Below are 13505 nucleotides of genomic sequence, written 5' to 3'. Positions count from 1 at the left end.
GGCCTTTTTTTATTCAGGCATGACTTTGATTTTGACATAGCCATTATAGATTTGCACAAAAACCAACGGTGTGCCGTTAATAATTGCGGCACTTGTTTCATCGCTGATCTGGCTGTTGGCAATAAGCTTACCGATTAAGGCACGGTTTTCTTTTATATCAAAAAAGAAATCCAGATTGTCTTCGGGGTCACGATATCCCAGAGCGTAAACATTGGCGCGATCCTGCTGGATGATGCCTTCAACTTTGGTCAGGAGATTGCCTGATGAGTTGTAATGATCTTTTTTGCTCAGCCGTGCATAATATGAATCAATGGATTTTTCCTGCGCAAAACCGGTATTGCTGATCAGAATTGTACTGAGGGCAGCGGCAGCAAATGCCAGTTTGCCCGAGATACTTGGTTTGTTTCTGTTCATATTGTGCTGTTCCTGAATATCCGCATCATCCGGTTCTGACCTGTAGTGATTGGTCATTTCAGCGTCACTGTTGGCAGGCCGTTGGAGACCCACGCTTCCAGTCCGCCGCGATACCAATAGGTCGGCCAACCCAATGTTCCTGCCCGTAATGCAGCATTAAATGAAGTGCGCTCCCGCATATTCTGTCCGAAAAAGACCAGTTTTACGTCCCGTTGCCCTTTGGTTTTATCCATCAACCATTCATTCAGGGCGGACTGAAAACGATCTGTGGTACTGCCGTCAGTACCGGCATCAGCCAGAGAATAGGCATCGGGTAATGTTTCCCGTAAGCCGCCGGTATCAATCAGGAGGATGTTTTTCTCAGTTTTCAGCAGATCAACAAGATCAACGGTTTTAATAATTTTGGCTTTTTTGATATAGTTCGGTGTCGGTCCTTTGTAAGGTGCCGGAAACAGCATGTATGTCTGCGGAACGCCCAGATCTTCCAGTTCATCAAAACGTTGGGTCGTTGCGGTGGTTTTTGGAGCAGATGTGGTGTCTCTGCCAGAGCTTCCGCTGCCGCCGCCTGTGGCGGAAACAGGTGTTGTACCGCTTTCCGGTGCTGAGACGTGGCCGCCGACAGTTTTCATCTCGATATCCGATATCATCACGGCCAGATGCTCAATCAGGTCATAGCACATGGTTACAGTGCCTTCACGCGGGCTGTACCACGCATTCAGCTGGCCACAATCCTTGAAGGTGATCTGTACCGGACGTGGCATGACATAGGTCTCACCGAGGCGTTGAATATAGCCTTTCAATCCGCCGGAAAGATGGTTGGCAAGCAGATTGCCGACACGTCGCTGGGATGGCTCAAAAACAGCCGAAATCGGTGCCCCCGGTGCATCAGCCGGTACTTCACCATCAGGATTCCATGTGCCGACACGGGTATGTGGTGCGAGAATACGACGCCATGCGCGGTTTTGTTTGTTGAATTCATCACCGCATCGGGCTTTGGTGCGTTCTTCCAATCCCACACTTTGCGCGACAGGCTCAAATACCCCCGGATTACCGCCATACATGATACAGAACATATTGCGGAAGCGCTTAAGGTCAGCGGTATGTTCATCCTGCCATGGCGAAGTATCCGCGCCCTTCATTTCCGACAATTTACCGCTGTAATACCATTGCAGCGCGGCATAAGTTGCTGCGCCATTGGCGATCTCATTCACTTCTTTATTCGGATCCGGATACATTGTCGGCTGCACAACCTGTAAGGCTGCATAAACATCAACCGCATCTTCTTCAGGTCCGGTAGACGGCAATTGTAATTCACCGATCAGCGCATGACCGAATTCATGCATCAGAATACTTTGCACCAAGCCCATATAAACGGAAATCAGGCGCACCGTATCATTGCCGAATTCTGGCAGCGGGCCTGTGCCCGGCGTGGATGCATCCACGCCGGAACCGGAAGATGTTGTGGAAGCGTCTGCGCCAGAACCGGAAGCCGGTGCCGTGCCGCCTGCCTCAGGGCGGGGTGGTAATTGTGTACTCAGGTTGGAATCAATGTTGAAACCGGTAATAGCAAAAGTACCGATATCATAAGCCATGATACCAACCTCAGCGCCGAGAGCAGGCATGTCGCTGATCTCACCGATTTTCTGATCGTTGACAAGGAAGCGGGCAGCCCCCGGCACTTCGATAATTTTTACAATATCAGAACCGTCAAGTTTGGCGAGGTTCGGAACGGATGCAATATTGTGTCGCTTCTCACCCTCAGTGCAAAACAGATTCACTGTTTTATTGGCTGAAATTTCCAGAAGGCAGACACTTTTCCGGGCGCGATTGCCGAGTGTAACACCAACGGAGGCATTGGGTTTTTCCGAATAAACCCCAAGAGCTGCACTGATGATACGGCCGGTTTCCGGTGGTTGTCCGGCGTGAACCGAAAGCGATTGTTCACTTTCGCTGGCTGTGAAATTTTGCAGTAAAACCCAGCCGTCCTGTTGCTTTACATTCCAGCCTTTGAGTAGCTGACTGCTGACTGTATTTGCGAGAGGGCCAAGTTCTTTTTCATATGCGGCCTGTGCCTGAGCGCCGAAAAGCACCAGAGAGACAAAGACAGCAGCGCCGCGTAACACCATTTCTATTTTCCCGTTTATCAGATTTCAGAACACTTCCCGATTTCTGAAATTATTTTCGTTATATAGAAATATAGCAATATTGGGATAGCTATTAATTTATCACCGGAAAAATCCACCTGCCGTATTTTGTTTTCTTGTTGTTGACGTTGCTCTCTGGCGGGACAGATAAAAACCGGATGCTTTGATCCGGTTTTTTGTTGTTAAGACAAATCGTTTCGGTGAATTGGCATCAGCGCAATTCGCGGCGCAGAATTTTACCGACATTGCTTTTCGGCAGACTGTCGCGGAATTCAATCATACGCGGACGCTTATAATTGGTCAGCCGCTCGGCACAGAAAGCTTTCAGCACCTCTTCGGTCAGCTCGGGATCGCGGCGTACCACAAACAGCTTTACCACTTCGCCGGAATGTTCATTGGCAATACCGATAGCGGCAGCCTCGACAACGCCGGGATGTTCCGCCGCGACTTCTTCAATCTCATTCGGATAGACGTTGAAGCCGGAGACAAGGATCATATCCTTTTTGCGATCCACAATTTTGGTGAAACCGCCTTCATTCATGAAGCCCATATCGCCGGTGCGGAAGAAACCGTCAGGGAAAATAGCCTTGGTAGTTTCCTCAGGCCGGTTCCAATAGCCTTTCATGACCTGCGGACCGCGTACACAAACTTCGCCCACTTCACCAAGCGGCACATCATTGCCGTCATCGTCGCGGATCGCTACATCAGAACCTGGTACCGGCAGACCGATAGTGCCCGAAAACTCCGTTGCATTGAGCACATTGGCGGTGGCAACCGGTGAGGTTTCAGAAAGGCCGTAACCTTCGGTAATCAGGCAGCCTGTCATTTTTTCCCAGCGTTCGGCGACAGGACGCTGAACCGCCATGCCGCCGCCGAGGGTCAGGATCAGCGGTTTGAAATCCAGTTTGCGGAAGTCTGCATTTTCCATCAGGGCATTGAACAAAGTGTTGAGCCCCGGGAAAATATGAAACGGTGCTTTTTGCAGCTCTTTCACAAAAGCCGGAATATCCCGCGGATTTGGGATAAGCAGATTACGGGCACCTTGCTGAATACCCATCATTGCATTCACGGTCAGAGCAAAAATATGATAGAGCGGCAATGCGCAGATATAATTGATATGTTCCGGCCGGCCTTTATGCTGGAAAGCCACATCCAGCCACAGACGCATCTGCTCAACATTGGCAAGAATATTGCTGTGCATGAGCATGGCACCTTTGGAAATGCCGGTCGTGCCACCTGTATATTGCAGAAAGGCCAGATCATCCGGTGCAATCGTCACCGGTTTGAATGTCAGTTTTGCACCGCTGGCCAAAACAGATTTAAAGCTGTTATGTGCCGGAATATTCCATGCGGGCACCATTTTCTTAACACGGCGCACGACGAAATTGATGATTGCACCTTTGAGCCCGTGCATATCGCCCATAGAGGCGACAACCACATGCTTGACCGATGAATTCGGCAGGACTTTTTCCAGAGTATGGGCAAAGTTTTCAAGAATAATAATTGCTTTGGCACCGGCATCATTGAGCTGATGTTCCAGCTCGCGTGGTGTATAGAGCGGATTGACATTCACAACCACCAGCCCTGCGCGCAAAATTGCGGTAATCGCAACCGGATATTGCAACACATTCGGCATCATTACAGCTACGCGGTCGCCTTTGACCAGCCCGCGTGATTGCAGCCATGCTGCCAGTGCAGCCGATTTTTCATCCAGCTCTTTATAGGACAGAGATTTGTCCATGCAGGTGAAAGCAGGGCGGTCACCATATTTTTTGCAGGATGTGAGGATCAGATCGGTGATCGACTGATAAGGGGACGGGTCAAGCGCGTGCGCCACTCCTTGCGGATAATTGCTGAGCCATGGTTTGGCATCATAGGGACTGGCTGTTTTTACAGGCTTGGCAACAGGTGCCGCGGCTGGTTTTGGTGACTTGTCAGAAGTTTTTACTTCAGGTTCGGATTTTGCAACTTTGGCTGCGGCTTTAGCGACAGGCTTCACGCTGCCGGCTTTCGGAGCAGATTTGGTTTCAGCTGCTTTATCTGCAGACTTTACAGTAGCAGTTTTTATTTTGCCGGCAGGCTTTGCTGCCGTGGTATTGGTTGCAGGCTTTGCTGCCGTGGTATTGGTTGCAGGCTTTGCTGCCGTGGTGTTGGTTGCAGGTTTTACTGCTGTGATTTTGTCCGCAGGCTTTGCGGTGGTGGTTTTAGCCGGTTTTTTAACCGCAGCAACTGCAGGAGCAGCATTATCAGCAACCTGTGGTTTGGCAGTTTTTTTTGCCGGAGATTTTTTCGGTGCTGCAGATGTTTTTACTGCAGTCTTTGCCGGTTCAGCCTTTGTAGCTGCCGCGGTTTTTGCTTTTGTTGCTGTGCTTTTCGGAGCGGATTCTTTGACCGGCTTTGTTACGGCTGTTTTGGCAGCCGTTGTTCCGGTTTTCTTTGCGGCGCTTTTTGTTGCACCGGCCTTGGCATTCCCATCACTCGAACGTGTCATTCTGCCTCCCAGAATTCCTGTTGTGCCGGCATATGCTTCCGGAAAGTTTCCGGTATTCCGGCTTTCCTCGCTGAAGCCGGTCTGCCAACAACTTAACCAAGATTATGCCGATATCAATATCTGACATTATCTTTCCATTGACGTAAACGTAAATTCTTCGTCAGGCAATATGTCTGATTGTTTTGCCTGTCTGAAATACAAGGCCGGTTATGGGATGACCGGCGATGCGGATATTGTCTTCTTTATGCAATAATTTTTCTGTCCTTGGCATTGTGTGAAATAACAAACCTGCAAGCCTCTTATATAAGTAAAAAATCTTAGCTTAATGACGGTAAGATAAAATAATATGTCTTCTGATGTGCTTATGAAGCACTATGCTCTTTGAAGATTCAATGACATAGGCCGACTTGATAAATCCGCAGATATATCGGGTCTTACACAGCATTATGAGCTGTAAAGGAGCCCACCGCAATGCGATTTGCAAGTGTATTCCCGTCAGTTTTACAATTGATCGGCCGGACACCGCTTGTCGAGCTCAATGGATTTGACACAGGGCCGTGCCGTTTATTCGCAAAACTGGAGAGCCAGAATCCCTCCGGCTCCATTAAAGACAGGGTCGCTCTGAGCATTATTTCTGCGGCGGAAGCATCGGGTCAGTTGCGCGCAGGCGGTACAATTGTCGAGGCCACAGCCGGTAATACGGGGCTTGGCCTTGCACAGGTTGCAGCATTGCGCGGCTACCGGTTGATTCTGGCTATACCGGATAAAATGTCCAAAGAGAAAATCCGGCATTTACGGGCTTTAGGGGCAGATGTCCGGCTGACACGTTCTGATGTGGATAAGGATCATCCTGAGCATTATCAAAATCTGGCACGGCGTATCGCCGAGGAAACTCCGGATGCATTTTTTGCTGATCAGTTTTCTAATCCTGCTAATCCGCGGACACATGAGATCGCAACAGGGCCGGAAATCTGGGAACAGACAGATCATAAAGTTGATGCGGTCGTTGTCGGGGTGGGTTCTGGCGGTACGCTGACGGGACTGGGGCGTTATTTCCGATCAGTTTCGCCGCTGACGCAAATTATACTTGCCGATCCTGAAGGTTCTGTTCTTGCACCATTCATCGCGACCGGTCAGCTGACGCAAGCCGGTCAATGGTCAGTGGAGGGGATAGGACAGGATTACATCCCTGCGAATGCTGATCTCTCTCTTGTCAGTCGTGCTTATACAATGTCCGACCGTCAATCTGTTCAGGCTGCCCGCGATTTGCTTTTGCGTGAGGGCATTCTGGCGGGAGCATCGTCCGGTACTTTGCTGGCAGCGGCTCTGCAATATTGCCGTGAGCAGACAGAGCCCAAAAATGTGGTGACGCTGATTTGTGACAGCGGCTCCAAATACTTGTCAAAAATGTTTGATGATAACTGGCTGCGTGAGCGGCATCTGAGTGAGCGTGTAGTGCAGGGCAATCTGGAGGATCTGATCTCGCGGCGTCATCAGGACGGCGCGGTGGAGGTAACCACACCGGATGAGAATTTGCTTGAGGCCTACGGGCGGATGCGGCGCAATGCTGTCTCACAATTACCTGTGCTGGATGGCGGCAGACTTGTCGGAATTATTGACGAAAGCGATATTCTGAAAGCAGTGGAGGGGCCGCCGGAAGGGCGCTGGTCACGTTTTGCTGCGCAGGTTTCATCGGCGATGACCCCGCAACCGCGGGTCTTGCAGGTGGATGCGCCATTAAGTGATTTGCAGACCTTCTTTGACCGCGATGAAGTGGCGCTGATTGTTAATGGCGTGGATTTCATCGGGCTTATCACCCGTATCGATCTGATTAATCATCTGCGCTATGCCGGTAAAAACACGCGTGATGCATAAAAAAACGGCCATATGCTGCAAGGTGCATATGGCCGTTTCAGTCTTTTCCGGTCAGTTTCGGCTTTCAATGCCGCACATTTGCATCTGTTGATACAAGGGACATAAAGCGCATCTTTTTTCGCTGTTCTTATACAGATATGACTGCCGGAAAATGCAGAATTATATCTCAGATGCCGGAGGGCTCCTTTTCTGCTGTTTCAGCTGAAGAGTGTTGTCAGGCTTGACGCAATTGCCCAGATGAGAAATGCAGCAGGGACAGCCAGACCGGCCAGAAAAATTCCCAGAAAAACATAGGCCGCATCATCGGTGCGGTTTCTCATCTGATCGGCAGGCTTTTGCCATTGAGCGGGTACACCATCATACATTGCGGGTCTCCTCCGATATCTTCTTAATGGATTTATTATGATCTGAATGAGAAATACTGCAATACTGAATATAAAAAGATTTGAATTGCACGAAAATGATGGTATTAGCTGTTTTGTGTTACAGATGAATTTTATAATTTGATATTTTTCGATATGTAATTTTATAGATATTGATTTTAACTCTATGATTTTTATAAATTTTACTTTTATACTGTATTTTATGAAGTATCTGTAATTTCAATAATTGCTGAATGTTTTGATAAATATGAGATTTCTGTATGGTTTGTAGTCTCAATAATCCCATGAAGCCGGACAAAATCACTGCAAATTGAGTCGGGCTAACCGGTGCTGGTTTTCATCACGCTGTCGCAGCCTGTTGTCGCTGCTACGGTTCTTTCGTGCATATTGCGCATAGCGGTTTCACTCTGCCTTGCAATGCTGCATGACTGTTATGCATTATTGTTTATTGTCGGTTTTTTCTCCTGCAGTTATAAGTCTGTCCATCGGGTTCGTTCTCCTCCTCCCAATTGGACCCGATGACGGAATGCGGTACTCCTCCTCCCAACCGCATCCATAATCAGGCCGCGCATCTCCTCCCCCGCGCGGCCTTTTTCTTTTTCCAAATCGATTAAATTCATTTCCGTATTCAGCGTTCGGGCTATATCCTCGGCGCGAAAATCACTATTCATTATTTTGTTGCGATCAAAACATTATAAATGTTTGTTTCGTAACAATATGGTGTAATAGTGCGCTATCTGCTCCTGCAAAGCACGATGTTTGTAGAGGGCAGGAGCTCTATGAGCTTTGTCTGTTTGTTTGCCCCGTTTATCCCTTGGCTAAAAAGGACCTGAAAGTGAAGCAGCGCGATAATTCTGTATTTCTGAATTCTTATTCCGGTTTCCTGTTTGATATGGACGGAACATTGGTCAATTCCATTCCTGTCGTAGAGCGGATCTGGCTGGAATGGGCTGCGGAACACGGGGTCGACGGGCCGGAACTGCTCAAAAAAGTACATGGCATCCGCGTTGTTGACGTTATCAAAATGCTGAATATGCCTCATCTTGATCCGGCAGCGATTGCAGCCGCTTTTCTGGCTGAAGAAATGCAGGACTTTACCGGTATTCGCGCTATTTCCGGTGCAAAAGATTTTATCTCCAGTCTGCCTGCTGACCGCTGGACGATTGTCACCTCCGCACCGCGTGAACTGGCGGAAGCGCGTCTGGCAGCCGCCGGTCTGCCGGTACCGGAAACCATTGTTGTGGCGGAAGATGTGAGCGCGGGCAAGCCTGATCCGTCGGGTTATCGTCTGGGTGCGCAGCGTCTTGGTTTTGATGCAGCCGATTGTCTGGTTTTTGAAGATGCACCGGCAGGTATTGCTGCGGGTAAAGCTGCGGATTCTGACGTTGTGGTTATCAGTGAAACGCACAGCCATGTGGTGACAGGCGGCAATGTTGAATTCCGCGACTTTATCAATTTGGGCATCATGCAGGACGGCGACGGACGTTTGCGCCTCAGCGTTGGCTAAAAATATTATATCAGGCCTGACGGTAGGCCTGAATAATCTCTGCCAGAATGGCCACGGCAATCTCGAGAGGTTCTTGTGCGCTGATCGCAAGCCCGATCGGCGCATGGATGCGCTCTAAAGTCCCTGCCTCAAAACCGGCTGCAGTTAAACGCTCCAGCCGTTTGGTATGGGTTTTTCTGCTGCCGAGAGCGCCGATATAGAAGCAATCGCTTTTTAGAGCGGCAGTGAGTGCTGGATCATCAAGATGCGGAATATGGCTGAGCGCGACAAGCGCCGTAAAACTATCGGGCTTATTGGCTTTGAAAAATTCTTCCGGCCATGTTTCATATAATTTTACAGACGGGAAACGTTCCGCTGTGGCAAAACCACTGCGCGGATCAATGATACTCAGATCATAACCGGTTATACGTGCCATTTGTGCCAGCGCTTGCGCGATATGTACGGCACCGGTCACTACAATATGCGGTTGCGGGCGGTAAGTCTGAATAAAGCCGGTTTCATCGAGTTGTGTGATCCTGGCATTATCCGGTGCAGGGATCAGTGTGATCTGTCCGGTTGTCAGATCCGTCCGGCTGGTGATGCGCTGACGTTTAATGTGCGCCTGTACGATTTGTGTCACCACATCATGCATGGCTGCATCATAGGACGCAATCAGCAACCGGATTGTGCCGCCGCAGGATAATCCCGCAGACCATGCCGTTTCATCACTGATACCAAAGGACAGATCACAGACTTGTCCGGTTTCCAGTACTTCGGCGGCTTGTGCAATCACTTCTGCTTCAATGCAGCCGCCGGAGACCGAGCCTTCAAAATTACCCTGATTATCACAAATCAGATGGCTACCCGCAGGGCGTGGCGCAGAACCCCAGACGGAAAGAACGGTAACCAGAGCCAGTTTGCGCCCCTGTTCAAACCAGTTTTGCGCAAGATGCAGCGGATTGGCGGTATGTTTTTCCATGGAGAGTATCCTCCTGTCAGGATCATTCTGGGTAGAAAGGTTATTTATCGCGCAGGATTTCGCGGCGCAGCACGATACTGGTTGTCAGATCTTCCACATTCTCGATTTCTGCAATTTTATTGCGGATTTCGTTCAGAGCATTGATGGAAGGTACTTCTACTTCCACCACCAGATCAAGCTGGCCGCTCACAGAAGAGACTTTGCGCACCGCAGGTAATCCGGCAAGAATGTCGAGAATGGAGATGCTCGGCGTGCGTTTCAGGGTAATCATCAGAAAAGCCTGCAAAGCTGCATCATCGAGCAGGCCGATATCGGCACGGTAGCCACGGATGACGCCGTTCTTTTCAAGGCGGGCTACGCGCTCGCTGGTGGCGCTGCGGGACAGACCAACACGCCCTGCAAGGGTTTTCATCGGAATGCGGGCTTCCTGAGACAGAATGGTCAGGATTTTCTGATCCGTTGCGTCAATATCCTGCATTATTTCCCCTTTTGCCCCTCTGAAACGGCACGATCCTGATGGTGAAAATAGTGACCGGCAAAGTGACGGTTACTTGAAACAAAGTGCCGGTGCAACCGGCACTTTGTCTGATGCGCATCTTTTTATGCTGTGCAAATCTGTGAAAATACAGATGCAACGCCTGTCTCAAAAACAGGCAGACAAAACGGAACAACCATGCTTGATACCGCGCCGCAGTTTTCACTTACCGATGCCGCTTCTCTGCTCAAGACTCATTATGGTCTGAGCGGTGATCTGTCGCCGCTCAATAGCGAGCGCGATCAGAATTTCAAAGTGACCACAGCAGACGGTAAAATCTTTATCCTGAAGATTATCAATGCATCTGAGCCGGTGGTGGAAAGCCGCTTCCAGACCGCTTTACTGGGGCATATCCGTGATCATGCCGGTCATTTACCGGTGCCGCATATTGTACCGACGCTCAAAGGCGACAGCCTTGCGGACACGCTTTCCGTCAATGGCGACGTACATAACATCCGTCTGGTCGGCTGGGTTGACGGCCTGCCATTGGCAGAATCCTCCCGCTCATTGCAGGCGCTGGAAGGCTTGGGCGAATTGCTCGGCCAGTTCGATGCGGCCTTGCAGGGCTTCATGCATGGCGGTGCTTTGCGTGATCTTGACTGGGATATTACCAAGGCCGGCCGTTCCAAAGACCGTTTGCATTTTGTCAAAAATGCCGATGACCGTGCCTTGCTGGAGCGTTTCATTGCCCGTTTTGAAACACAGGTTGCACCAAAGCTCGGTACCTTACGTTCTGGCGTAATTCATAATGATGCCAATGACTGGAATGTGCTGGTTGGCAATGACAATTATGATGTGATTGCTGGTCTGATTGATTTCGGCGATGCACTTTATACACCGGTGATTGCGGAAGTGGCGATTACTGCTGCCTATGCCGGTCTGGATCATGATGCGCCAATCAGTGCTGCCGCTGCGATCGCTAAAGGCTTCCACAAACATTACCCGCTGCGTGAAGAAGAGCTGAACCTGCTCTATGATCTGATCGCGATGCGTTTGGTAACCTCGGTTACGATTTCCGCTTCGCGTCATGCGGAGACGGAAGATAACCCGTATCTGGCAATCAGTGAAAAACCGGCATGGGATTTCTTGCGTAAGCTCGACCGGATGGAGCCGCTGTTTGCAACGGCTATCCTGCGTAAGGCCTGCGGCTTTGATGCGGTTTCCGGTGCCTCGGCAACGGTCAGCTGGCTGAAAAACAACCGCTCAAAACTCTTGCCATTGCTGGATAAACCGGTGGCTGCTTATCCGGCAGAGCTGGTGCCTTACGGCGATCCGACCCATCCGATGACCATCAAATCGGCGGAAGAACAGCCGGTCATTGCACAGGCAATGTGGGAAGAACATTGCGCTGTTACCGGCACGGAAGTCGGTATCGGCCCGTGGGGTGAGGAGCGCACCGTCTATGCGGGCGCGATGTTTGAATCCAAGCTGGTCAAGGGCAAGCGCCGCACCTATCACTTAGGTCTTGACCTGTTCATGGCTTCCGGCACACCGCTTTATACGCCGCTTGATGCGATTGTCCGCAGTGTGGATATCGAGCCGGATCCGTTGGGCTATGGTTGCCTGATTACTCTGGAACATCGTCCTGAAGGTTGTGCACCATTCATCTCGCTCTGGGGGCATCTGGCGCATGAGGCAGGTAACCGCCTCAAAGCAGGCGATATTCTGAAGGCTGGTGATCTCGTTGCCTATATGGGTGATGAAACTGAAAACGGTCATTGGGCGCCGCATCTGCATCTGCAGATTTGCACCGATACCCGCCTGACAGCGACGGATATTATCGGTGTGGGTGAAGAAGCCTATCTCGATGTCTGGGCGGAGCTGTTCCCTGATGCCCGCAATTTTGCCGGTATGGCTGAAGAGTTCTATCAGCAATCCGGTCGCAGCAAAGAAGAAATCGTGGCCATGCGTCGCGAGATGCTGTTGCCGAACCTGTCGATCTCTTATGAAGATCCGATCAAATTTGTGCGCGGCGACGGCGTCTGGCTGATTGACCATAAAGGCCGTGCCTATCTCGATTGCTTCAACAATGTCTGCCATATCGGTCATGCCCATCCGGCTGTCGTGGAAGCAATGGCAAAACAGGCTTCAACGCTCAACACCAATACCCGCTATCTGCATGATAATATCGTTGCCTATGCAGAGCGTCTGACTGCGACTTTGCCGGATAATCTCACTGTTGCCGGTTTCACCAATAGCGGTTCGGAAGCCAATAGTCTGGCTCTGCGCATGATGCGTGTGCATACAGGACGTGAAAATGCGGTTGTGCTCGACTGGTCCTATCATGGCACGACGCAGGAGCTGATTGATATCAGCCCGTATAAATTCAACCGCAAGGGCGGTAAGGGTGCCAAACCGCATGTTTATGTGGCGAAAGTGCCGGACAGCTATCGTGCGCCAAAAGACTGGTCACCGGAAGACCACGCCAAACTCTATGCGGAAAGTGTGGCCGAACAGGTCGCGCTCATGCAGGCAAAAGGTGAAGGCCCGGGCTTCTTCATCGCGGAATCCATTCCGAGTGTGGCCGGTCAAGTCTTCATGCCGGATGGTTATCTCAAGCACGTCTATAAGATGATCCGCGATGCCGGTGGTATCTGTATCGCCGATGAAGTGCAGGTCGGTTTCGGCCGTGTCGGCAGCCATTGGTGGGCGTTTGAAACGCAGGGTGTGACACCGGATATTGTGACAATGGGCAAGCCGATCGGTGACGGTCATCCGATGGCAGCGATGGTCACTACCCGTGAAATCGCTGACAGCTTCAACAATGGCATGGAATATTTCAACACATTCGGCGGTAATCCGGTGTCCTGTGCCGTTGGTCTTGCTGTTCTGGATGTGATTGAGAGCCAGAACCTGCGCGGTAATGCGCTGACAATCGGCAATTATCTGATGGATTCTTTCCGTGAGATGCAGAACCGTTATGAAGTGATCGGCGATGTGCGTGGTCTCGGCCTGTTCCTAGGCATTGAACTGGTCAATGACCGTTACACCAAAGAACCGGCAACCAATATTGCGCGCGCCGTGTGTAATGTCGCCCGCCGTCGCGGGATTTTGATGGGGACAGAAGGCCCGTTTGATAATGTGCTGAAAATGCGCCCGCCAATGATCTTTAGCAAGGCCAATGCCGATCATCTGCTGAATGTGCTGGACGAAGCTTTTGCCGAAGTGACGAAGAAGTAAACCAAGCGTATCCCGAAA

At 50.5% G+C, this 13505-nt stretch carries 9 protein-coding genes; 3 read left to right on the top strand and 6 right to left on the bottom strand.

Annotation, left to right across the window (positions count from 1 at the left end):
* Positions 1 to 9 precede the first annotated feature (9 nt).
* From HBA93_RS01325 to HBA93_RS01315, 3 genes are all read right to left on the bottom strand, one after another.
* The gene (locus HBA93_RS01325) at positions 10 to 471 is read right to left on the bottom strand and encodes a hypothetical protein (RefSeq protein WP_122094008.1); all 462 of its coding nucleotides are present in this window, start codon (positions 469 to 471) and stop codon (positions 10 to 12) included.
* Positions 468 to 2540, bottom strand: coding sequence for a DUF4344 domain-containing metallopeptidase (locus HBA93_RS01320; protein WP_221722066.1), 2073 nt, complete (start codon positions 2538 to 2540; stop codon positions 468 to 470). Before HBA93_RS01320 ends, HBA93_RS01325 begins: the two co-directional genes overlap by 4 nt.
* A gap of 229 nt (positions 2541 to 2769) precedes the next feature.
* A complete protein-coding gene (locus tag HBA93_RS01315; protein WP_502910010.1) occupies positions 2770 to 4734 on the bottom strand; it encodes a long-chain-fatty-acid--CoA ligase in 1965 nt (654 codons plus the stop codon).
* Positions 4735 to 5520: 786 nt separating this feature from the next.
* On the opposite strand from HBA93_RS01315, the gene HBA93_RS01310 reads away from it, so the two are divergent.
* Positions 5521 to 6924: a pyridoxal-phosphate dependent enzyme gene (locus tag HBA93_RS01310; RefSeq protein WP_221722064.1), complete on the top strand. Its 1404-nt coding sequence runs from the start codon at positions 5521 to 5523 to the stop codon at positions 6922 to 6924.
* 197 nt (positions 6925 to 7121) lie between these two features.
* Here HBA93_RS01310 and HBA93_RS01305 read toward each other — a convergent pair whose 3' ends face one another.
* On the bottom strand, positions 7122 to 7289 hold the full coding sequence (locus HBA93_RS01305) for a hypothetical protein (protein WP_163026221.1): 168 nt from the start codon (positions 7287 to 7289) through the stop codon (positions 7122 to 7124).
* Positions 7290 to 8142: 853 nt separating this feature from the next.
* Here HBA93_RS01305 and HBA93_RS01300 point away from each other — a divergent pair.
* Complete coding sequence (locus HBA93_RS01300) at positions 8143 to 8814, top strand: HAD-IA family hydrolase (protein ID WP_353619302.1); 672 nt, start codon at positions 8143 to 8145, stop codon at positions 8812 to 8814.
* 10 nt (positions 8815 to 8824) lie between these two features.
* Here HBA93_RS01300 and HBA93_RS01295 read toward each other — a convergent pair whose 3' ends face one another.
* On the bottom strand, positions 8825 to 9772 hold the full coding sequence (locus HBA93_RS01295) for an XdhC family protein (protein ID WP_221722063.1): 948 nt from the start codon (positions 9770 to 9772) through the stop codon (positions 8825 to 8827).
* Positions 9773 to 9812: 40 nt separating this feature from the next.
* The gene (locus tag HBA93_RS01290; RefSeq protein ID WP_113943942.1) at positions 9813 to 10250 is read right to left on the bottom strand and encodes an Lrp/AsnC family transcriptional regulator; all 438 of its coding nucleotides are present in this window, start codon (positions 10248 to 10250) and stop codon (positions 9813 to 9815) included.
* A gap of 195 nt (positions 10251 to 10445) precedes the next feature.
* Between HBA93_RS01290 and HBA93_RS01285 the strand changes: the two genes are divergently transcribed.
* Positions 10446 to 13487 (top strand): aminotransferase class III-fold pyridoxal phosphate-dependent enzyme, encoded by a 3042-nt coding sequence (locus HBA93_RS01285; protein WP_221722062.1) that lies wholly within the window; start codon positions 10446 to 10448, stop codon positions 13485 to 13487.
* The last annotated feature ends 18 nt before the right edge of the window (positions 13488 to 13505 follow it).

This window comes from Ochrobactrum sp. SFR4 (assembly GCF_019730395.1).
Classification (GTDB): Bacteria; Pseudomonadota; Alphaproteobacteria; order Rhizobiales; family Rhizobiaceae; genus Pseudochrobactrum.
Note: the sequence above shows the minus strand (reverse complement) of the source record. Positions and strands in the feature narration are given on the sequence as shown.